The following is a 19,187-nucleotide window of genomic DNA, read 5'->3' as shown; positions in this document are numbered from 1 at the left end:
CTGGCTTTGTGATGACCTTACTTCACCGTCAGCGCTTCATAGCGCGCCACGGGCACGCCATCCTTCAACAGCAGCAATTCCTGGTCGGCGTAGCGGTAGCCATTGACTTCGCCCAGGGTGGTCAGCAGCAGGCGTTCCAGGTCCATGTCCTGCGGCTGGCACATCATCATGGTGCCTGCCAGTTGTCCAAAGTTCAAGGTGCTGACGCCATCGCTGGTGTAGCCGCCCATCATCTGGTTGCAGCCGCTGTTGCCGCTGGCGCGGCCTTCAGCCAGCAGCAGGGTCACTTCGCGCTGCTCGGGCGCCTTGCGCACCACTTGCTTGCCCTTCAATTCCTTCAGCTTCCACTGCGTGCCCGTCAGCTTGGGCGCCGGCTTGGCGGGCGAGGTGGCGCCTGGCGCGGCGGCGGCAGCGTCGCTGCGCACCGGTGTTTGCGCGCAGCCGGCGGTGATGGCGACGATGGCGGCGAGGGGAATCAGGCTGGCGAGTTTGAACATGGCGGTTCCTTCTTTAAATGAATGGCGCCAGCGTAGCAGATCGGCGCTGCGCCAGCGTGCACGGTTGACAAGCTCATTGGCAAGCTTACTGCTGCTTTTCCTGTTCCAGCCGGGAGTCGAGCACGGTGCGCGCCGCCGCCACATAGGCGCGGCAGGCTTGCGGGTCGACAAAGGCGTCGCTGCCGGCCGTGGCGCTCGCCTCCAGCCGTTCCCACAACTGTGCAGCCTCGGGATGCGCGGAGATCAGCACGTCGCAAGGCAGTTTTTCCAGGGTCTCGAAGCTGCGGCGCAAGTCCGCCACCGCGTTCGGATACTCGCTGCTGGCGCTGAACTTGAAGCCGGGACGCGAGACGGCGTTGAGGCTGTCCGCATACACCATGTTCAGGCAGCGGGGGCCGTCGCACGATTGCCACGTCCAGCTCAAGCCTCCGGGCGTGTGGCCCGGCGTGGCGTGCGCCGTCAGGTTGACGGGGCCGACATTGAACTGGCCGCCGTCGCGCGCCAGGCGCATGTCCTTGACGGGCGGGTACTTGGGCAGCGCGTGGTATTGCGGGTCGTCCGGCCCCACTTCGCCCGACGCCAGGTCCAGCGCCGCCGACGGGCTGGCGGCCACCAGCGCATTGCTGCGCCGCTGCAGTTCGGCCAGGCCGCCCGCATGGTCGATATGGCCGTGCGAATTGAGGATCAGCTTGACGTCCTCGATGCGAAAACCCAGCGTGCCGATATTGGCGATGATCTTGGGCGCCGATTCCGGCAAGCCGCCGTCGATCAGCACGTGGCCCTGCGGCGACGTCACCAGCACGGAACTGAGGCCTTTTACGCCCACATAATAGGTATTGCCGAAGATGCGGAACGGCGCCTGGTCCGCATTCCAGGTGGCGCAGATGTCGCAGCCAGGCGTCGGCGGCGTGACTGGCGCCTGCGCCAATGCCAGGGAGCCATGGCCTGCCAGCAGCGCCAGTGCCAGCGCGCGCGTAAGAGTGGGGGGCATTGCGATCCTTATCCGTGGTGCCAGGGTGGCATATGCTGACATGGAACGGGGCTGGACGCAAACCCTAAGGGGCGGCGGACGGCGCGCCGGCGGTATCCTGCTGGTAGACCAGTTCGATCAGGGTATCGTCCGCATAGCGGGTGTCGCCGATGGGCGACAGGAAGGAGCGGCCTTCCTTTTCCACCTTCAGGGCGATGCGGCGCTCGCCATCGAGCAGGGTGGCGCTGGCGATGGCCTGGTCGCTGCGGGTGCCCATCTTGAGCTGCTCGGCGGAGCACCAGTCGGTGGTGCGCAGCAGGGTGCCGACCAGGGTGCGTACCCAGAACGGTATCTCTTTCTTGGCGATGGCAATCGTCACCTGGCATTGCAGGCGCAGGTCGCCCAGGCGGCGCATGCCGGCCGGCACGCCGTCGCTGTGAATGGACGGCTGCCAGCGGTAATTGCCCTTTTTCTTGTTGGTGACCAGGTCCGCGTCTTCGCTGTCGGCCTGCGCGCTGCGCGGCAGCGTGAAACTGCCGTCGGCGGCCAGGGGCAGCGCAATCGAGGTTTCGTTGCCGGCGATGCGCAAGGCCAGGTCCTGCATGGCGTCCGCCGGCGCGCGGCTGCCCGCGACCAGCTTGAAGCGCACTTCGCGCGCCCGGGGCGCCAGCGCATGGTATTCGTCGAAGGCATCGAGGCCGGCCGCCATCACGCGGTACGATTTCAGTTCCGGGTTGCGGATGCTGTTGATGTGGATCGATTGGCCGGTTTCCGCCGGCGCTTCCACTGGCACGTCCGCTTGCGCTGCCGCGTGGCAGGCGGCCAGGATGGCGAAGAGCAAAGTCGAAGAGCGCTTGCCGCGAAAAGAAAGGAGGTCCACGTCGTCGCTTGTCATGTTTTTAACATGACAAGCTAACATGATAGTCAACGCTTGTCACTGGCGCCGTCAGGCCACCGCCAGCGCCACCCCTTCTGGCGCGATGCTGACCTGACGGCCCGCGTGATCGGCGGGCAGGCGCGGGCCCTGGCCGAAGACCTTGTGGCGCAAGCTGCCTTCCTCGTAATGGGTACGGTAGCGGCCGCGCCGCTGCAGTTCCGGCACGATGTATTGCACCACGTCGGCCATGCTGTCGTGGGCGACGGCGAAGGCGAGATTGAAACCGTCGATGCCCGTTTCATCGAGCCAGCTTTCCAGCCGGTCGGCCACCTGGCGCGCGTCGCCGACGATGACTGGGCCGCGTCCGCCCAGGCCGATGTATTCGGCTGCTTCGCGCACCGTCCAGCGGCGGTCCGGGTCGGCCTGGCTGAACGAAGCCAGCGCCGAGCGGCCGGCCGGAGAATCGATGTACTCGATGGTGGCGTCAAGCGGGTAGCGGCTGAAATCGACGCCCGTCCAGCCGGACAGCAGCACGAGGGCCGCCTCGATATTCACGTGGCGCAGGTAATCGGCATGCTTGGCGCGCGCTTCCTCTTCCGTGGCGCCCGTGATGACCAGCGCCTGCGCGTAGATCAGCAATGCGTCGCCATCGCGCCCGCTTTGCCGCACTGCGGCGCGCAAGTCGTCCGCGTAACGCTTGACGACCGTCTTGCTGGGGCCACTGACGAAGGTCGCTTCCGCATGGCGCGCCGCGAAGCGCGTGCCGCGCGGCGAGGTGCCCGCCTGGTACAGCAGCGGCGTGCGCTGCGGCGACGGCTCGCACAAATGGATGCCGGGCACCTGGTAGTGGCGCCCGGCATGGTTGATCGGATGCACGCGGGCCGGATCGGCATAGATGCCGCGCGCCTTGTCGTTGACGACGGCGTCGTCGTCCCAGCTCTTTTCCCACAGCTTGTAGACGACGTCCAGGTATTCGTCGGCCAGGTCGTAGCGCTCGTCGTGGCCCAGCTGCTGGCTCAAGCCCAGGTTGCGCGCCGCGCTATCGAGATAGCCGGTGACGATATTCCAGCCGATGCGCCCTTTCGTCAGGTGATCGAGGGTGGAAATGCGGCGCGCGAACGTGTACGGGTGCTCGTAGGTGAGGGCGCAGGTGACGCCGAAACCCAGGTGCGTGGTGGCCTGCGCCATGATGGGCACGAGCGCCAGCGGGTCGTTCAGCGGCACCTGCACGCCGTGTTCCAGGGCCGCATCGAGGCTGCCCCGGTACACGTCATACACGCCCAGCACGTCGGCGAGGAAAACCGCGTCGAACAGGCCCGCTTCCAGCAGTTGCGCCAGTTCCGTCCAGTGTTCGGGATCGGTATAGCGGTGGCTGCGGTCGCGCGCATGCGTCCACAGCCCTGGCGACTGGTGGCCGACGGTATTCATCTGGAAGGCGTTGAAGCGTATCGACTTGGCCATGGCTTATTTGGCCGCCGTCTGCAAGGCTTGCTGGTAATCGGGTTTCGAGTAGCCGGCAAAGTGCTTGTTCGTGATGTCGAGGAATTCGCGCGAGCGGTAGGCGGCCGCCAGGTCTTTTGCGAACTGCTTGTCCTTGTCCGCCGTGCGGATGGCCACCAGGTTGATGTAGTTGGGCGAGATTTTCTCGGCCACCAGCGCATCCGTCAGTTTCAGCCCCGACGCCAGCGCGTAATTGCCGTTGATGAAGGAGTAATCGGTGTCGCCCAGCGAGCGTGGCAGCTGCGCCGCTTCCAGCGGCAGCAGCTTGATTTTCTTGGTGTTGACGGCGATATCCTTTTCCGACGCGCGCACGGGGTCGAAGCTGGCGCGCAGCTTGATCCAGCCCAGCTGGTCGAGCAGCACCAGCGCGCGTGCCTGGTTGGTCGGATCGTTCGGCAAGCCCACCGTCGTGCCTTCCTTCACGTCGTCCAGGGTCTTGTGCTTCTTGCTGTAGATGGCAATCGGCGCCGTGGGGATCGTGATCAGGTCCGTCAGGGCCAGCTTGTGCTCCAGCGCGAATTTCTTCAGGTAGACGATGTGCTGGAAGACGTTGGCGTCCAGCGAACCCTCGGCCAGCGCGAAGTTCGGCTGGATATAGTCGTTGAATTCCACCAGCTTGACCTTGTAGCCCTGCTTTTCCAGGATAGGCTTGATACCCAGCTTGATCTGGTCCGCATACGGCCCGGCGCTGGTGCCGATGGTGATGTCCTTCGGGTCCTTGGCGTGGACGAAGCTGCTGGCCAGTGCCAGGGTCAGGGCGGTGAGGAGGATGCTGCGGCGGGCGATGGTCATGGTGGCTCCTTGGTGGGTGAATCAGGAATACGCCGTCGGCTCGGGCACGCTGCCATTCAAGGCAAAGCGTCCCAGGTCGCGCAGCTTGTAGTCGATGGGGTCGTGCAAGGTGTGCACGCGCACGTTGCGCCAGTAGCGGTCGAAGCCGTATTGGGCCGAGGTGGAGCGGGCGCCCGTCAGTTCGAACATCTGGCTGCTGATCTCCAGTCCCGCCTGGTGCGCCAGGCACTTGGCTTCGGCCACAGCGACGGCCAGCAAGCCCCGTTCGCGCGCCGTCACCAGCGCGCCCTTGCGGAACACTTTTTCCAGTTCCTGCGCCGCCGCGTCGGCCAGCACCTGCGCGGGGCGCAGCAAGAGCCACAGCAGGCCATAGCGGTGCTGTACCAGAGGGTCGTCCGTTGCCTTGGCCACGCCCGAGGCAAACCAGGCTTTCGCCTGTTCGTCCGTGTAGCGGCGCGCCGCCTCGAATGCGCCTTCGGCGATGCCAAGGTACAGGTTGGCCATGATCAGCTGGGCGATCTGCGAGCGCACGGTGGCTTGCGGCGTGGCGGCCTGCGCGGGCGCCTGCAGCACCAGCTCACGCGGTAGGGCCACCGCCTGGAAATGCACATTGCCGCTGTCCGTCTGGCGTTGGCCGAAGGCGTCCCAGTCCGCCTGCACGGTCACGCCATCCTGGCGCGTAGGCAGGGCGGCGATCAGCGCCGTTTGCGTGGGCGCGTGCCAGGCCGAGACGGTCAGCCAGTCCGAGCCCACGGAACCGGAAGAAAAGCTCTTGATGCCGTCGAGGGTGAAACCGTCGTCGCTGTCGGCCGCGGTGACCCGTTTGTCGAGGGGATTCAAGGCATTGCCCCAGAACAGGCGCTCGTCGACGGTCAAGGTGAGCAGGCGGCGCTGCTGCTGCGCGCTGCCATACAGCTGCAGGCCGGCCAGCTGCAGATGGTGGAAGCCGAAGACATGCGCCAGCGCGCTGTCGGCCCGCGCCAGGATGCGGATCACCTGGTACACGAGGGGCCAGGACGCGCCCTGGCCGCCGAATTCCACGGGGATCGACAAAGTCAGCAGACCCGACTCGCGCAGCCATTCGCGTTCCTGCGCCGCGTGCCCGCCGGCCTGGTCGCGGGCATTGGCCGTTTCGGCCAGGCGCGCGGCCAGCTTTGTTGCGATGCGGATGGCGTCCTGCAGGGGTTCCGGCACAGGCGGCTGGGGACGGGCGGCATGGAGAAAAACGCTAGACATGAGTGACATTCCAGAAAGACGATGACGCCGATATTGCACCGCCAGGCGTGCGCCGTACACGAAGAAAACCGCGCATGCATATGCGAAAAAAGCCGCGCGGGAGCCGGCGCCTTCGCTTGCGGGGCGTCAGGCCCGGATAGTCAAAAAACGCATATCGAAGCGCGAAAGCATTCGTTTTGCCGGACTGCTGATGGCGATAGGCTGCAAGCATCCGAGCAACTCCACTTTCGACAACCTACAGGGACGGGCATCACATGAGCATCTTGTTATTGGGCGGTAGCCCGCAACTCCCCTCGAGTTCCAGCCGCCTGCTGCTGCATATCGGCGAACAGCTGGCGCTGCAGGGCCACAGCTACGCCAAGCTGCATGTGCGCGACCTGCCGGCGCGCGCCTTGCTGCTGGCCGACTACGACGACGCGGCGATTGCCCGCGCCGTGCGCGCCGTGGCCGACGCCGACGCCATCGTGATCGCCACGCCCATCTACAAGGCGTCGTATACAGGGTTGCTGAAAGCCTTCCTCGACCTGCTGCCGCAAGATGGCCTGGCCGGCAAGCTGGTGCTCCCGCTGGCCACGGGCGGCGGCCATGCCCACACCCTGGCGCTCGACTACGCGCTGCGTCCCGTGCTGCATGCGCTGGGCGCCAAGCAAGTCTTCACCAGCATCTACGCGAATGCGCAGCAACTGGCGTGGCACGAAGAACGGGGCCTGAGCCTGGATGCGCCGATTGCCGAACGCGTGCAGGCGGGCATCGAGGAACTCTCCACCGGCCTGTTCGTGCTGCAGGGGCAGCGCCCGCCCGCGCCCGCCGATATTTCTGTCCCCGTGCGTTCGCTGCAAGACCAGCCTTACGCGCCCCAGTATCAAGCCGCCTGATTATTCACCGACCAAGGAACTGCCATGACACACCGCCACGCACAACGACTCTCGCGCCGTACCACCCTGGGTTTGCTGTTTTCTGCCGTCGCCGGCGTGATGGCGGCCGGCATGCCGGTCGCGGCGCAGGCGCAAGCCAAGGGGGAAGTGCAAGCCAAGGGCGAGGTGCGCATCGGCTACCAGAAATACGGCACATTGACCCTGCTCAAGGGGCGCGGCACGCTGGAGAAACGCCTGGCCGAGCAGGGCGTGGGCGTGAAGTGGACGGAGTTCCCTGCCGGCCCCGTGCTGCTGGAAGGCCTGAACGTGGGCAGCATCGATTTCGGTACGGTGGGCGAGGCGCCGCCGATCTTTGCCCAGGCGGCCGGCGCCAATCTGGTGTACGTCGGCAATGAGCCGGCGTCGCCCGCCAGCGAAGCCATCGTCGTGCCCAAGGGTTCCGGCCTGCGCACCCTGGCCGACTTGAAGGGCAAGAAAATCGCCCTGAACAAGGGCTCGAACGTGCATTACCTGTTATTGAAGGCGCTGGAAAAGGCCGGCGTCGCCTACGCCGACATCCAGCCCGTATTCCTGCCGCCGGCCGATGCGCGCGCCGCCTTCGAACGGGGCAGCGTGGATGCCTGGGCCATCTGGGATCCGTTCCTGGCGGCCGCCGAAAAGCAGCTGGGCGCCCGCGTGCTGGCCGATGGCAAGGGCTTGGTGGCGAACTACCAGTTCTATCTCGCCTCGCGCACGTATGCCGAGAAAAACCCGGAAATCCTGCGCATCGTGCTCGATGAAGTGGCCAAGGTCGATGACTGGGGCCGCAACAACCCGGAAGAAGTGGCGACGATTCTGTCGGCGCAGACGGGGCTGGGCAAGGATGTCGTGGCGCTGGCCGCCTCGCGCTATGCGTATGGCGTCAAACCCGTGTCGGTCGACGTCATCGCGTCGCAGCAAAGGGTGGCGGACGCGTTTTCCAGCCTGAAGCTGATCCCGAAACCGATCGTCGTCAAGGACGCGCTGCTGCCGGCGCGCCAGTTGGCCACAAGCACCAAATAATCAAGGAATACACACCATGTCATTGAATGTCTTCTGGTTCATCCCTACCCACGGCGACAGCCGCTACCTGGGCACGTCGCAGGGCGCGCGTCCCGTCGATGCCGATTATCTGCGCCAGGTGGCCGTGGCCGCCGACACGCTCGGCTACGACGGCGTGCTGCTGCCCACGGGCCGCTCCTGCGAAGATGCGTGGGTGGTGGCGTCGTCGCTGATCAGCGTGACGCAAAAGCTCAAATTTTTAGTGGCCGTGCGGCCCGGCCTGTCCACGCCCGGCCTGGCCGTGCGCATGGCGTCCACCTTTGATCGCCTGTCGAACGGGCGCCTGCTGATCAACGTCGTCACGGGCGGCGACCAGGGCGAGCTGGAAGCGGACGGCCTGTTTGCCGACCACGCCAAGCGCTATGAAATCTCCGATGAATTCATCAAGGTGTGGCGCGCCACCCTGGCGGGCGAGGGCGGCGCGGCCGGCTATGATTTCGAGGGCAAGCATATCCAGGTGAAGGGCGCGAAAACCCTGTATCCGCCCGTGCAGAAACCATATCCGCCGCTGTACTTCGGCGGCTCGTCGGAGCCCGCGCATGAACTGGCGGCCGAGCAGATGGACTTGTACCTGACGTGGGGCGAGCCGCCTGCCGCGGTTGCCGAGAAAATCGCGGACATCCGCGCGCGCGCCGCCAAGCGGGGACGCACGGTGCGCTTCGGCATCCGCCTGCACGTGATCGTGCGCGAAACCAACGAGGCGGCCTGGCGCGCGGCCGATGAACTGATCAGCCACCTGGACGACGACATCATTGCCAAGGCGCAGGCGGCGTTCGGCAAGATGGATTCCGTGGGCCAGCAACGGATGGCGGCCCTGCATGGCGGGCGGCGCGACAAGCTCGAAGTGTCGCCCAACCTGTGGGCCGGCGTGGGCCTGGTGCGCGGCGGCGCGGGCACGGCCCTCGTGGGCGATGGCCCGACGGTCGTGGCGCGCATGCAGGAATACGCGGACCTGGGTATCGACACCTTCATTTTCTCCGGCTATCCGCACCTGGAAGAATCGTACCGCTTCGCTGAACTGGTGTTCCCGTTGCTGGGCAAGGGCAAGGCCGTGGGTGAGCAGTCACTGACGGGACCGTTCGGCGAAGTCATGGCCAGCAATATCGTGCCGGCCGCGCCGCAGAAAAAGGCGGCCTGAGATGGGCGCCGGCCCCACTTTCACCACCAAGCGTCTGCCCGGCACGCCGTGGCGCAATGCGCTGGCGCCGTGGGCCTTGCCCGTGGCACTGCTGCTGGCCTGGCAACTGGCGGCGCAGTGGGGCTGGCTGTCGAGCCGCATCTTGCCCGAGCCGTGGGCCGTGGCGAAAGCCTTCTGGCACCTGGCCGTGTCGGGCGAATTGTGGCTGCACCTGAAAACGAGCTTGTGGCGCGCCACGGTCGGTTTTACCGTCGGCGCGGGACTGGGTCTGCTGCTGGGACTTTTGACGGGCAGTTTCCGCCACGCGGAAACCCTGCTCGACACGACCCTGCAAATGGTGCGCAACATCCCGGCCCTGGCCCTGATCCCGCTGGTGATCCTGTGGTTCGGCATCGACGAGACGGCGAAACTGTTCCTGCTGGCCGTCGGCGTCTTCTTTCCCGTCTACCTGAACACCTTCCACGGCATCCGCTCGGCCGACCAGGGCTTGATCGAGATGGCGAAAAGCTACGGCCTTTCGGGCTGGCCCCTGTACCGCGACGTGATCCTGCCGGCCGCCATGCCGTCGATCCTGGTCGGCGTGCGTTTTTCGCTCGGTCTCGTGTGGGTGCTGCTGATCGTCGCCGAAACCATCTCGGCGCAGGCCGGCATCGGTTACATGACCATGAATGCCCGCGAATTCCTGCAAACGGACGTGGTGCTGGTGGGGATTTTGCTGTACGCCTTGCTGGGCAAGCTGGCCGACCTGTTCTCGCGCCGGCTGGAACGCCACTGCCTGCGCTGGAATCCCGCCTACCGATAGTGACGAAATGAGGAAAGAACACCATGCTGCTCGCCCCCATCCAGATCGAAACGGATTTCCTGTCGCACTTCGTGCAGTACGACCCGGCCAGCGCGCCGCCGCAGGCGAAGGCCGCCCCGCAGGCCCCTCTGGCGCGCCGCGGCGTGCCCCTGGCCTTGACGCAATTGAGCAAGGCCTATGGCGAACGTCCGGTCCTGAAAAACGTCGACCTGCAGCTGGAAGCGGGCGAATTTGTCGCCATCGTGGGACGCAGCGGCTGCGGCAAGAGCACCTTGCTGCGCTCGATCGCGGGCCTGGAGAGCGTCGATGAAGGCCATATCTCCATCGGCAGCGGCGTGGGCGCGCCCGATATCCGCATCATGTTCCAGGAATCGCGGCTGCTGCCGTGGAAGACGGTGCTCGACAACGTGGCCCTGGGCTTGCCCCGTTCCGTCGGCGCGGCGGCCGCCTCGCTGTGGACGGTGGGCTTGGCCGAGCGGGCGGACGATTGGCCGTCAGCCCTGTCGGGCGGGCAGAAACAGCGCGTGGCGCTGGCGCGCGCCCTCGTGCACGAGCCGCAACTGCTGCTGCTCGACGAACCCCTGGGCGCGCTCGACGCCCTGACGCGCATCGAGATGCAGCAGCTGATCGAGTCGCTGTGGCTGGCGCGCGGTTTCACGGCCGTGCTGGTGACGCATGACGTGGCCGAAGCCGTGGCCCTGGCCGACCGGGTGCTGCTGATCGAGGATGGACAGGTCACCATGGACGTGCCGGTGGACTTGCCGCGCCCGCGCCAGCGCGGCCATGCGGCGTTCGCCGCGCTGGAACAGGCTATCTTGTCGCGCGTGCTGCAACCGCAGGGTCAGATAACTGCGCCAGCACAATGAAGCCGTCGCTGTCGAGCGTCGCGACGATGGCTTCATAATTGTCGATGGCCGGGTGGCGCGTGGCCAGCGGATGCGCATGCGTGGCGGTGACGACGATGACTTTCGCGCCAGCCGCTTCGCCCGCCTCGATGCCGACGGAGGCATCCTCGAACACCAGGCAATCGGAGGGCGCCACGCCCAGTTTTTCCGCCGCCAGCAAATAGCAATCGGGCCGGGGTTTGCCCGCCTTGACGTCTTCCGCCGTCACCATGATGGCCGGTATCGGCATGCCGGCCGCCTTCAGGCGGGCCGTGGCCAGCGCGCGCGGCGCCGAGGTGACGATGGCCCATTGCGCGGGCGGCAGCGATTGCAAAAAGCGCAGCGCGCCCGCGATTTCAATAATTCCTTCCACATCGATGATTTCGGCATCCGTGATGCCCTGCGATTCGCGCTGCGCGTCGACGCCGGGCAAGCGCAGTTTGGCGATGGTGTCGACCGAGCGCGCGCCGTGGATGGTGGGCAGGAAGGCTGCCACGTCGAGGCCCTGGCGCTGCGCCCAGGTGCCCCAGATGCGTTCTGCGGCGGCGATGGAATTGATGACGGTGCCGTCCATGTCAAAAAGAAAAGCCCGGTAGCGGCCGGCGGCCGATGGTGTCGGGGATGAAGACGGCGAGGGCAGTGCGGACATGGCTTCCTTCCGGATGATGGACTGGAAGCCATTGTAACGGCAGTCGATTTTTATTTCACAGGTAGACCGATTCAAACCTGGCCACGGGTGAGCCATCCTTGAGCAGGATCAGGTACTCGCCATCGAAACGGTAACCCGTCACGCTGTTCAAGTTGGCCAGCACGGTGCTTTCCAGCTGCATCAGGGGCGGCGGGCAGGCCATGCGCGTGCCGGCCAGCTGCGTGAAGCGCAGGGCAGTGCCGGCCAGCGTGTAGCCGCCCATGACCTGGTTGCAGCCCGTGAAACCATGGACCTTGCCATCGTCGGTGAGGGTGATGCGCACTTCGCGCTCCTGCTGCGGCGCCATCGTCACCGGGGCGCCATCGAGTTCCGTCAGCTTCCAGTAGGTATTCGTCAGGCTGTAGCTGGGCGTCAGGGCGGTGTCCGGCTTGGCGCTGTCGGACGTGGCGGCGCAGCCGCCGGTCATGGCGATGGCTGCGGCGAGGGACAGGTATGTGAGGCGATGCAGCATGGGGCGCTCCAGTATCAAGGTGTATAGCCGCAAGATTAGCAGTTTTCCCGTATCTGCCGGCGTACCGCAGCGGCGAATGTTTCCATTTTGCCAGTACTGGCATTACACTCATGCTTTCTGCTGTTTCAACCTTGATCGGGAGCCGGGCCGATGCTGCAAGCGCAAGCGCTGGATAATCGACTGGTCGCCACCAGTGCCGACGACGTGCTGGTCGACCGCATCGTGCCGGGCGCGCCGCTGGTCATCGCCTTCGGCTTCGTTTCGTGGACAACGCGTCCCGCCTTCGATTTTTACGGGCGCCTGCGCAAGCTGGAGCAGGCCAGCGGACAGCACCTGAACAAGGTCCTCGTGCGCGATTCGGGCAATGCCTGGTACCACCGGCGCATCGCGGGCCTGGGCAATCACGTGGATGAAACGGCGCAAGCCCTGCGCGAGCTGGTGCGCCGCATCGCGCCCGGCCAGGTCAGCACCGTCGGCCAGTCCATGGGCGCGTACGCGGCCGTCATGTATGGCTTGCTGTTGGACGCGCAGCAGATCGTCGCCTTCGGACCCTTGTCTTTTCTGGACGTGCAGCAGGCGCGCCTGTACCACGAGCTGCGCTGGCTGCCCGTGATGGAGTCGCTGGCGCAAGACCCGCCGCCGTCTGGCTACTATGACCTGGCCGCCCTGTGCCGCGCCAGGGCGACGGCCGATACGCAGCTGCACCTGGTGTTCGGCACGCGGCCCGACGTGGCCCGGCCCGACGTCGCCAATGCGGGCGCCAGTGCCAGCGAATCGGTGAACCTCGACGCCATGCACGCGCAGCGCCTGGCCGCCTTCGGCCGCTGCACCCTGCACCCGTATCCCCAGTCGGGCCATGCGGTGGTGCAGCACCTGATTGACACGAAGCGCATCAACGGCTTGCTGGCTAGCTGCATACTCGGTCTCACGCTGGAAGAAGAACCCATGTCGGAGATCGGCGCCGCCTGGCATGACTGGGTGGCGGAAAACCTGCGTTTGGGCTGCGCCGGCGAGCAGCTGGTGGCGGTGCTGCAGCAGCATGGCTTTTCGCTGGCCAGCAGCATGGCCGCCGTGGATGCGGCCCGCGCCAAGGCCCTATGACGCCGCAGTTCGAACTCGACACCCTGAAAATCCGCATCGCCGCGCCTGAACTGGCGGCGCTCGACTTGCGCGTGCGGGTGCAGCGCGCGCTGCGCCAGCTGATACTCGACGGCGTGCTGGCGCCCGGCCTGCGCCTGCCGGCCACGCGCGCGCTGGCGCAGTCACTGGGCGTGTCGCGCGAGACGGTGGAAATGGCGTATGCGCAGCTGCGCCTCGATGGTTATGTGCGGCGGCAGGCGGGATCGGGCAGTTTTGTCTCGCCGACGATAGGCGCGAGCTTGCTGGGCAAGCCTGCGACTGCGTTGCCGCCCTTGTCCGCGCAGCCGGCGGCCCTCAGCGCGCGCGGCGCGCAGATTCTCGCCAGCGGCGGCGTGGCCGACCAGCAGAGCGTGAAGGCCTTCGCCACGGGCTTGCCGGAAACGCGGGCCTTTCCGCTCGACGTGTGGGAGCGCTTGCGGCGCCAGGCCGCCGGCGAACACCAGGCCGGCGTGCTGTTGCACGGCGACCCGCAAGGCGCTGAACCCCTGCGCCAGGCCATCGCCGACTATGTGAACCTGGAGCGGGGCGCGCGGGCCACGGCGGACCAGGTGCTGGTGCTGAGCAGCACGCGCCAGGCCCTGTACCTGTGCGCGCAAGTGCTGGCCGACGCGCATGGCCCCATCCTGATGGAAGACCCCGGCTATTTCGGCGCGCGCAAGGCGTTCGAGATGGCGCAATTGCAGGTCGTGCCAGTACCCGTCGATGCGCATGGCTTGTCCATCGAGCACCTGCGCGCGGACCGCAGCGGGGCCAACACGATTTACGTCACGCCCTCGCATCAATACCCGACGGGCGCCACCCTGGCGCTTGAGCGCCGCCTGGCCCTGACTGCCTGGGCCGCCGCGCGCCAGGGCTGGATCATCGAGGATGATTACGACAGCCAGTTTCACTACGCGGGCTTGCCGACGGCTTGCGTGCAGGGGCTAGACACGCAGCAGCGCACGATTTACCTGGGCACCTTTGCCAAATCGCTGTATCCGGGGCTACGCCTCGGCTACATGGTGCTGCCGCCCGCGCTGGTCAAGCCGATGACGTATGCGCGCAGCATCCTCGACGGGCATACGCCGCAGCTGGACCAGCTGACACTGGCCCGTTTCATCGCCGACGGCCATTTCGCGGCCCATGTGCGCGCCATGCGCAAGGTCTACGCCGTGCGCCGCGATGCGATGGCGCAGGCCGTGCAGCGGCATTTGCCGCATGTGGTCGCGGCGCAGCTGCCGCCGGGCGGCTTGCAGATGCCGTGTCTGCTGCACGGGGGCAGGGACGAGCTGGAAACGATACGCCTGGCGGCGCAGGCGGGCATCGTGCTGCCAGGCCTGAGCCGGCTGTACGCGAGGCCGCCGGAGCGGGGCGGCTGGCTGCTGGGCTTTGCCGCGCTCACGCCGCACGAGATCGACAGCGGCATCGTCCGCCTGGCCCGCGCGCTGGGGTGAGTGCTCAAGTGGTCTGTTATGTATGCGAAAAGTGGCCTGCCTGAGCAGTCCATGTGGCCGTTAAGATGCCTCTTTTTGAACTTCAGGCAAGGGTACACGCATGCAGACTAGTTCCACATCATCGGCGTCGATCGACCACACGACACGGGCGCGCTGGCGCGACCTGGCGTCCCCCGCCATGGCGGCCTTCATCTCCGTCCTCGTCAACTATGGCGGCACCTTCGTGCTGGTATTCCAGGCGGCCCAGCTGGCCCAGCTCAGTGCCGCGCAGACGGCGTCCTGGGTCTGGTCGCTGAGCATCGGCGTGGGCGTGACGGGCATTTGGCTCAGCTACCGTTACCGCGCACCCATCATCACGGCCTGGTCCACGCCCGGCGTGGCCTTCCTGGCCACCGTCATGCCGCATACGCCGTATGCCGAGGTGATCGGCGCCTATATCGTGTCTGCCATCGCCTTCATCTTGCTGGGCATGTCCGGCGCCTTCGAGCGCCTGGTGCGCCTGATACCGGGCGGCATCGCCGCCGGCTTGCTGGCCGGAATCCTGCTGCAATTCGGCGTGAACGCGTTCGGCGGCGCCAGCGCCGATCCGCTGCTGGTGGCGGTATTGCTGCTGTCGTACGCCGTGCTGCGCCGTTTCACGGCGCGCTTTGCCGTGGTGGGCATCATGCTGACCGGCCTGGCCCTGCTGCTGGCGCAGGGGCGCATCGATACGCAAGGCATAGCACTGGCCCTGGCCGCGCCCGTGTTCGAGATGCCGCGCTTTTCCGTGGCGTCGCTGCTGGGCGTGGCGCTGCCCCTGTTCCTGATCACCCTGACTGGGCAATACATGCCCGGCATGCTGGTGCTGCGCAATGACGGTTACCAGGTCAGCGCCAATCCCATTTTGACGGTGACAGGACTCGGTTCGCTGCTCATGGCGCCATTCGGCGCGCACGCCTTCAATGTGGCCGCCATCACGGCCGCCATCTGCACGGGCAAGGATGCGCATGCGGACCCGTCGAAGCGCTATGTCGCGGGCCTGGCGTGCGGCGTGCTGTACATTCTGGTGGGCATCTTCGGCGTCACCCTGGCCAGCCTGTTCATGGTCTTGCCGCGCCCCTTCATCACGGCGCTGGCGGGCCTGGCCTTGCTGGGCGCCATCGGCAACAGCCTGGCGCAGACGATGGCGGACGTGCGCATGCGCGAAACGGCGCTGATCACCTTCCTGGCCACGGCCGCGAACGTGACTCTGCTGGGCGTGGGCGGCGCCCTGTGGGGACTGGCGGCCGGGCTGGCGGCGCATGCGCTGATGCATGGCTGGCGCAAGGCGGCTTGACGGCGGCATCGCCGGGCAGCTTGCCGATGTTGCCGGCCGCCGCATACAATTGCTGCGCCCGTGCCCGTTGGCACTATTGAACGAACTGAACGATGCCCGAGATCACTTCCCTGGCGCAGTATCTGCTGGCGATCACGCCCGCCTTCCTCGTCTGCGCCGCCTTGCTGCTGGCCGTGCCCCGGACGGTGCCGCTGCTGCGCGTGCTCGTGCACGTGCTGTTTTTCGTGCTGGCGCGCGACGCGATGACGGCGCACGGCTATTGGCAAGTGGCGGCGGGCGGCTTGCGTTTCACGGCGCCGCCGCCGGTCTTGCTGGCGCTGGGCGCCATGTCGCTGGCCCTGGTGGCGAGTACTTGCTGGCTGGAAAGCGAGGCGCGCCGCCAGATCCGCTGGCTGGGCACGCGGCCGGCCCTGTCCGTGTTGCTGGGCGTGGCGGGCGCCATACTGATCATTGCGCTGGCGACGGGCTTGAAAGCCTTGTCCGGCTTGCCGTCCCTGGCGCCCGTCGCGCCATCCGCGCTGCCCTTGCTGCTGGGCTTTGCGCTGGCGGCCAACTGTTATGAGGAATTGCTGTTTCGCGGCTTGCTGCAGCAGCAATTGCGCGCCTGGCTGCCGGCCTGGCGCGCGGCGCTGGTGTCGGGCCTGCTGTTTGGCCTGTGCCACGCCTTTCTCGCCACCACCGTCACGCAGGTGGGCGTGCCCATCCTCGTGTTCACCGTGATCGAAGGCGTAGTGGCGGGGCTGGTATATTGCCGTGCCGGCTTGCTGGGCGCATCCCTCGCGCATGGGCTGGCGATTTTTGCGCTGGCCGCCGGCTGGGTGTGAATCCTGTTGTTTAATGTCAAAGAAACGAGAAGACAATGCCTGTAAGCTCTTACCTGAATACCCGCCCCGTACTGGGCGAGCGCGTCTACCTGCATGACACGGCGCAAGTGATTGGCGACGTGCAGATCGGCGACGACTGTTCCATCTGGTGCAACAGCGTGCTGCGCGGCGACGTCAACCGCATCGTCATCGGCGAAGGCAGCAATATCCAGGACTTTTCCATGGGCCACGTGTCGCACAGGAATGCGGCCAAGCCCGACGGTTCACCGTTGACCATCGGCAAGTACGTCACCATCGGCCATTCCGTGATCTTGCACGGCTGCACCATCGGCGACGAGTGCCTGATCGGCATGGGCAGCATCGTCATGGATGACGTGGTGGTGGAAAAACACGTGATGCTGGGCGCGGGCAGCCTGGTGTCGCCGGGCAAGGTGCTGGAAAGCGGCCATTTGTACGTGGGCCGTCCCGCCGTCAAGGTGCGCGCACTGACCGAGGCCGAGATCGCCTACCTGCGCTATTCGGCCGAACACTACGTGCGCGTGAAGAACAATTACCTGGCCGGCGAGCCGGGCTGATGCATCAGGCTGGCGCCGTGGCCAGCGCATTGATGCGCGCCGCCATGGCGCGCGCGTCAGGCACGCCGAGTACCAGGCGCGCCCACTTTTCGCCCTGCAATTCGATGACCAGCGGCTGCGTGCCGCGCGTCATGAAGACAAACTGGCGGTCGCCACCCTTGTGGTAGGTGCCCGCCGAAATGACGCCAGGCAGGTTGGTGCCCGGAGCGCGCAAGCCCAGGGCCGTGCCGCGGAAACCGTCATCGTCGGTGGCGCCCCGCACATGCTGCAGGGGAATACGCAGGTTGCCGTGAAAGGATGCCAGCTTTTCCCACAGGGCCAGGCGGATGGTCAGTGCATCGTCGTTCAATTCGAGGACAGGCATGGTGTCTCCTTTGGTGGTTGATCCAGATGGCTTAACAGGCGTTCGCCCAGCAGGCGGGCCGTCCCGGCGCCCGTGTCCTGCACGGCGGCGCGGCACAGCGCAGTGATGGCGGCGTCGGAGGGCGCCAGTTCCTTCAAGGCGATGATCAGCAAATCGACCGCTTCTTCCCGCGCCGGCCAGCCAGGCTGCAGCGCCTGCGCCAGCACGCGCTCGAACAGATGGCGCTTGGAGCCGAATGCCTTGTACAGGCTGCCGCGCAGCAAACCGGTCGCCTTGACCAGGTCATCGATCGATGCGGCGTTGTAGCCCAGGCTGCCAAAGACGGCGGCAGCCTGGCTGATGACGGTCGTTTCGTCGAAGTTGCGCGGTCTGGCCATGGTACGTATGCAATGCGTGCGGCGGGGCGGGATGTCCCGTATCTGCTTCCACTATATGCATTGGTGAACGATTGGTCAATAACTATCGGCGGGCAGCCGTTGGCGCAGTTCCGGCCGCGGCGCCAGGTCGTGCGGCAGGCGCAGGCCGGAGACGAGGCCCAGGCGCCGCAACAGCAGCAGCATCCACCAGCCCGGGTCCCATTCGCCCGGCAGCAGGCCCAGCCTGGCTGAACCCGGATACGCGTGATGGTTGTTGTGCCAGCATTCACCCATGGTCAGCAGCGAGGTCAGGCGGATATTCCGGCCTTGCACGGCGGCGCCGTCGACATGGAAGTGCATTTGCCCATGGTTATGGGCGAAGTAGCCGATCAGCCAGTGGCCCAGCACGCCGGCGCTGACCCGCGCGCAGACGCCCCAGCAGACGTAGCCCCAGCCGCCCCAGGCGTAGAACAGCAGGGCCCACGGCAGTTGCTGCAGCATCCAGGTTTTTTCCAGGAAACGATAAAAGCGGTCGTGCGCGATGCGTGGCTCGATGGCGATGCGCGGCGGGTGGTCGAGGTCGAGGCGGCAGTGGAGTTGCCACCAGGCATCGCGCCAGAAGCCGGCGCCGTGGCGCAGATAGGGGTGGCAATCGGGCAGGCGCTGCGCATAGTCGCGCAGCTCGTGCTGGCGCAGCAGGCCCAGCGGGCCGCTCAGGCCCACCAGCACGCCCAGGTACACGAGTACATATTCCAGCCATTTCGGGCACTGATAGCTGTCGTGGATCAGTTTGCGGTGGCTGCCCAGCGAGTGGCCGAACAGCAGGACGATGGCCGTGCTGACGATAAACAGCGCCACGCCCGTCCAGCTGAAGAAGAGCAGGGCGCCAGTCACGGCGCCGGCCAGCATGGCCGTCAGCCACAGCGATGGCAACGGCGCGTAGCGCACCACGCCGTCCAGCACTTCGCCAGCGTGGCTGGCGCGGACGCGGTGACTGTCCAGGCTGGCCGTTGGCATCAGCCCTTGGGGGCCGACGACGGTTGCGTGTACTTGTCGAAGTTGGTGATGTAATCGTTGAAGTTGTCGGTCAGCATGCGTTTGTACTGTTCCGTGAAGAAGGCCACGGCGCCTTCCTTCTCTGCCTGCATCTTGGCCACGTCGTTGCTCTTGCTGGCGACGAGGAAGGCGTTGAAGCGGGCGGCCGCGTACAGCAGCGAGGTGGCCACTTCATTGCCGCCGCTGTGCATGCATTGCTCATTGGCCAGGGCGATGACCTGGTCGGCGCGTTCCCAGAATTCCGGGCCCGGTGCTGGTTTTGTCGTTGGTGTGCTCATAGAAATCCCTCATGAAAGTGCGCGCCAGTCTACAC

Annotated in this window: 22 protein-coding genes; 10 read left to right on the top strand and 12 right to left on the bottom strand. The window is 66.2% G+C overall.

Annotated elements, in window-relative coordinates:
* Nucleotides 1–17: 17 nt before the first annotated feature.
* The 6 genes from O3298_RS17060 to O3298_RS17035 form a co-directional block, all read right to left on the bottom strand.
* A complete protein-coding gene (locus O3298_RS17060; protein WP_289915858.1) occupies nucleotides 18–497 on the bottom strand; it encodes an META domain-containing protein in 480 nt (159 codons plus the stop codon).
* An 85-nt stretch (nucleotides 498–582) separates the two neighbouring features.
* Nucleotides 583–1,488, bottom strand: coding sequence for a subclass B3 metallo-beta-lactamase (bla, locus tag O3298_RS17055; RefSeq protein ID WP_099664573.1), 906 nt, complete (start codon nucleotides 1,486–1,488; stop codon nucleotides 583–585).
* 64 nt (nucleotides 1,489–1,552) lie between these two features.
* On the bottom strand, nucleotides 1,553–2,362 hold the full coding sequence (locus tag O3298_RS17050; RefSeq protein WP_305060066.1) for a hypothetical protein: 810 nt from the start codon (nucleotides 2,360–2,362) through the stop codon (nucleotides 1,553–1,555).
* Between the two features lie 51 nt (nucleotides 2,363–2,413).
* A complete protein-coding gene (locus O3298_RS17045) occupies nucleotides 2,414–3,805 on the bottom strand; it encodes an LLM class flavin-dependent oxidoreductase (protein ID WP_289915851.1) in 1,392 nt (463 codons plus the stop codon).
* A 3-nt stretch (nucleotides 3,806–3,808) separates the two neighbouring features.
* Nucleotides 3,809–4,636: a MetQ/NlpA family ABC transporter substrate-binding protein gene (locus O3298_RS17040; RefSeq protein WP_251351163.1), complete on the bottom strand. Its 828-nt coding sequence runs from the start codon at nucleotides 4,634–4,636 to the stop codon at nucleotides 3,809–3,811.
* Between the two features lie 21 nt (nucleotides 4,637–4,657).
* Nucleotides 4,658–5,872 (bottom strand): acyl-CoA dehydrogenase family protein, encoded by a 1,215-nt coding sequence (locus O3298_RS17035; RefSeq protein WP_305060065.1) that lies wholly within the window; start codon nucleotides 5,870–5,872, stop codon nucleotides 4,658–4,660.
* Between the two features lie 254 nt (nucleotides 5,873–6,126).
* On the opposite strand from O3298_RS17035, the gene ssuE reads away from it, so the two are divergent.
* Genes ssuE through O3298_RS17010 form a run of 5 tightly spaced genes read left to right on the top strand, consistent with a single transcriptional unit; the run spans nucleotide 6,127 to nucleotide 10,633 of the window.
* Nucleotides 6,127–6,747, top strand: a complete 621-nt coding sequence (gene ssuE, locus O3298_RS17030) for an NADPH-dependent FMN reductase (protein ID WP_099664566.1) — start codon at nucleotides 6,127–6,129, stop codon at nucleotides 6,745–6,747.
* Between the two features lie 24 nt (nucleotides 6,748–6,771).
* Nucleotides 6,772–7,788, top strand: coding sequence for a sulfonate ABC transporter substrate-binding protein (locus O3298_RS17025; RefSeq protein ID WP_289899009.1), 1,017 nt, complete (start codon nucleotides 6,772–6,774; stop codon nucleotides 7,786–7,788).
* A gap of 16 nt (nucleotides 7,789–7,804) precedes the next feature.
* On the top strand, nucleotides 7,805–8,965 hold the full coding sequence (gene ssuD, locus O3298_RS17020; RefSeq protein ID WP_305060064.1) for an FMNH2-dependent alkanesulfonate monooxygenase: 1,161 nt from the start codon (nucleotides 7,805–7,807) through the stop codon (nucleotides 8,963–8,965).
* A gap of 1 nt (nucleotide 8,966) precedes the next feature.
* Nucleotides 8,967–9,767, top strand: coding sequence for an aliphatic sulfonate ABC transporter permease SsuC (ssuC, locus tag O3298_RS17015; RefSeq protein WP_289905550.1), 801 nt, complete (start codon nucleotides 8,967–8,969; stop codon nucleotides 9,765–9,767).
* A 23-nt stretch (nucleotides 9,768–9,790) separates the two neighbouring features.
* On the top strand, nucleotides 9,791–10,633 hold the full coding sequence (locus O3298_RS17010; protein WP_305060063.1) for an ATP-binding cassette domain-containing protein: 843 nt from the start codon (nucleotides 9,791–9,793) through the stop codon (nucleotides 10,631–10,633).
* Here the strand turns inward: O3298_RS17010 and O3298_RS17005 are convergent.
* Nucleotides 10,578–11,300 carry an HAD-IA family hydrolase gene (locus O3298_RS17005; protein WP_289899006.1) on the bottom strand — a complete coding sequence of 241 codons (723 nt, stop codon included), beginning with the start codon at nucleotides 11,298–11,300 and terminating at the stop codon, nucleotides 10,578–10,580. The two genes, O3298_RS17010 and O3298_RS17005, sit on opposite strands and share 56 nt — an antisense overlap.
* A 55-nt stretch (nucleotides 11,301–11,355) precedes the next feature.
* On the bottom strand, nucleotides 11,356–11,811 hold the full coding sequence (locus tag O3298_RS17000) for an META domain-containing protein (RefSeq protein ID WP_305060062.1): 456 nt from the start codon (nucleotides 11,809–11,811) through the stop codon (nucleotides 11,356–11,358).
* Between the two features lie 150 nt (nucleotides 11,812–11,961).
* Between O3298_RS17000 and O3298_RS16995 the strand changes: the two genes are divergently transcribed.
* The 5 genes from O3298_RS16995 (at nucleotide 11,962) to O3298_RS16975 (ending at nucleotide 17,098) form a co-directional block, all read left to right on the top strand.
* Nucleotides 11,962–12,912 (top strand): hypothetical protein, encoded by a 951-nt coding sequence (locus tag O3298_RS16995; RefSeq protein ID WP_305060061.1) that lies wholly within the window; start codon nucleotides 11,962–11,964, stop codon nucleotides 12,910–12,912.
* The gene (locus tag O3298_RS16990; RefSeq protein WP_305060060.1) at nucleotides 12,909–14,384 is read left to right on the top strand and encodes a PLP-dependent aminotransferase family protein; all 1,476 of its coding nucleotides are present in this window, start codon (nucleotides 12,909–12,911) and stop codon (nucleotides 14,382–14,384) included. The genes O3298_RS16995 and O3298_RS16990 overlap by 4 nt, the downstream gene beginning before the upstream one ends.
* A gap of 178 nt (nucleotides 14,385–14,562) precedes the next feature.
* Nucleotides 14,563–15,699 (top strand): benzoate/H(+) symporter BenE family transporter, encoded by a 1,137-nt coding sequence (locus O3298_RS16985; RefSeq protein ID WP_305060392.1) that lies wholly within the window; start codon nucleotides 14,563–14,565, stop codon nucleotides 15,697–15,699.
* 92 nt (nucleotides 15,700–15,791) lie between these two features.
* Nucleotides 15,792–16,523 (top strand): CPBP family intramembrane glutamic endopeptidase, encoded by a 732-nt coding sequence (locus O3298_RS16980; protein WP_305060059.1) that lies wholly within the window; start codon nucleotides 15,792–15,794, stop codon nucleotides 16,521–16,523.
* A gap of 35 nt (nucleotides 16,524–16,558) precedes the next feature.
* Nucleotides 16,559–17,098: a gamma carbonic anhydrase family protein gene (locus O3298_RS16975; protein ID WP_305060058.1), complete on the top strand. Its 540-nt coding sequence runs from the start codon at nucleotides 16,559–16,561 to the stop codon at nucleotides 17,096–17,098.
* A gap of 4 nt (nucleotides 17,099–17,102) precedes the next feature.
* On the opposite strand, the gene O3298_RS16970 is transcribed toward O3298_RS16975, so the two are convergent.
* From O3298_RS16970 to O3298_RS16955, 4 genes are all read right to left on the bottom strand, one after another.
* Nucleotides 17,103–17,462, bottom strand: coding sequence for a hypothetical protein (locus O3298_RS16970; protein ID WP_099664554.1), 360 nt, complete (start codon nucleotides 17,460–17,462; stop codon nucleotides 17,103–17,105).
* The gene (locus O3298_RS16965) at nucleotides 17,444–17,839 is read right to left on the bottom strand and encodes a helix-turn-helix domain-containing protein (RefSeq protein ID WP_289911621.1); all 396 of its coding nucleotides are present in this window, start codon (nucleotides 17,837–17,839) and stop codon (nucleotides 17,444–17,446) included. Before O3298_RS16965 ends, O3298_RS16970 begins: the two co-directional genes overlap by 19 nt.
* 75 nt (nucleotides 17,840–17,914) lie before the next feature.
* Nucleotides 17,915–18,835 carry a fatty acid desaturase gene (locus tag O3298_RS16960; protein WP_305060057.1) on the bottom strand — a complete coding sequence of 307 codons (921 nt, stop codon included), beginning with the start codon at nucleotides 18,833–18,835 and terminating at the stop codon, nucleotides 17,915–17,917.
* On the bottom strand, nucleotides 18,835–19,152 hold the full coding sequence (locus tag O3298_RS16955; RefSeq protein ID WP_092712778.1) for a DUF3144 domain-containing protein: 318 nt from the start codon (nucleotides 19,150–19,152) through the stop codon (nucleotides 18,835–18,837). Before O3298_RS16955 ends, O3298_RS16960 begins: the two co-directional genes overlap by 1 nt.
* Between the last annotated feature and the right edge of the window lie 35 nt (nucleotides 19,153–19,187).

It is taken from the genome of Janthinobacterium sp. SUN137 (assembly GCF_030587265.1).
Classification (GTDB): domain Bacteria; phylum Pseudomonadota; class Gammaproteobacteria; order Burkholderiales; family Burkholderiaceae_D; genus Janthinobacterium; species Janthinobacterium kumbetense.
Note: the sequence above shows the minus strand (reverse complement) of the source record. Positions and strands in the feature narration are given on the sequence as shown.

Coding starts and splice junctions, on each gene's coding strand:
- O3298_RS17025 (WP_289899009.1), top strand. CDS start 6,772: ATGACACACCGCCACGCACAACGACTCTCGCGCCGTACCACCCTGGGT.
- O3298_RS16975 (WP_305060058.1), top strand. CDS start 16,559: ATGCCTGTAAGCTCTTACCTGAATACCCGCCCCGTACTGGGCGAGCGC.
- ssuE (WP_099664566.1), top strand. CDS start 6,127: ATGAGCATCTTGTTATTGGGCGGTAGCCCGCAACTCCCCTCGAGTTCC.
- O3298_RS16970 (WP_099664554.1), bottom strand. CDS start 17,462: ATGCCTGTCCTCGAATTGAACGACGATGCACTGACCATCCGCCTGGCC.
- O3298_RS17060 (WP_289915858.1), bottom strand. CDS start 497: ATGTTCAAACTCGCCAGCCTGATTCCCCTCGCCGCCATCGTCGCCATC.
- O3298_RS16980 (WP_305060059.1), top strand. CDS start 15,792: ATGCCCGAGATCACTTCCCTGGCGCAGTATCTGCTGGCGATCACGCCC.
- O3298_RS17005 (WP_289899006.1), bottom strand. CDS start 11,300: ATGTCCGCACTGCCCTCGCCGTCTTCATCCCCGACACCATCGGCCGCC.
- O3298_RS17050 (WP_305060066.1), bottom strand. CDS start 2,362: ATGACAAGCGACGACGTGGACCTCCTTTCTTTTCGCGGCAAGCGCTCT.
- ssuC (WP_289905550.1), top strand. CDS start 8,967: ATGGGCGCCGGCCCCACTTTCACCACCAAGCGTCTGCCCGGCACGCCG.
- O3298_RS17035 (WP_305060065.1), bottom strand. CDS start 5,872: ATGTCTAGCGTTTTTCTCCATGCCGCCCGTCCCCAGCCGCCTGTGCCG.
- O3298_RS17045 (WP_289915851.1), bottom strand. CDS start 3,805: ATGGCCAAGTCGATACGCTTCAACGCCTTCCAGATGAATACCGTCGGC.
- O3298_RS16990 (WP_305060060.1), top strand. CDS start 12,909: ATGACGCCGCAGTTCGAACTCGACACCCTGAAAATCCGCATCGCCGCG.
- O3298_RS17010 (WP_305060063.1), top strand. CDS start 9,791: ATGCTGCTCGCCCCCATCCAGATCGAAACGGATTTCCTGTCGCACTTC.
- O3298_RS16985 (WP_305060392.1), top strand. CDS start 14,563: ATGGCGGCCTTCATCTCCGTCCTCGTCAACTATGGCGGCACCTTCGTG.
- bla (WP_099664573.1), bottom strand. CDS start 1,488: ATGCCCCCCACTCTTACGCGCGCGCTGGCACTGGCGCTGCTGGCAGGC.
- O3298_RS16995 (WP_305060061.1), top strand. CDS start 11,962: ATGCTGCAAGCGCAAGCGCTGGATAATCGACTGGTCGCCACCAGTGCC.
- O3298_RS16965 (WP_289911621.1), bottom strand. CDS start 17,839: ATGGCCAGACCGCGCAACTTCGACGAAACGACCGTCATCAGCCAGGCT.
- O3298_RS16955 (WP_092712778.1), bottom strand. CDS start 19,152: ATGAGCACACCAACGACAAAACCAGCACCGGGCCCGGAATTCTGGGAA.
- O3298_RS17000 (WP_305060062.1), bottom strand. CDS start 11,811: ATGCTGCATCGCCTCACATACCTGTCCCTCGCCGCAGCCATCGCCATG.
- O3298_RS16960 (WP_305060057.1), bottom strand. CDS start 18,835: ATGCCAACGGCCAGCCTGGACAGTCACCGCGTCCGCGCCAGCCACGCT.
- ssuD (WP_305060064.1), top strand. CDS start 7,805: ATGTCATTGAATGTCTTCTGGTTCATCCCTACCCACGGCGACAGCCGC.
- O3298_RS17040 (WP_251351163.1), bottom strand. CDS start 4,636: ATGACCATCGCCCGCCGCAGCATCCTCCTCACCGCCCTGACCCTGGCA.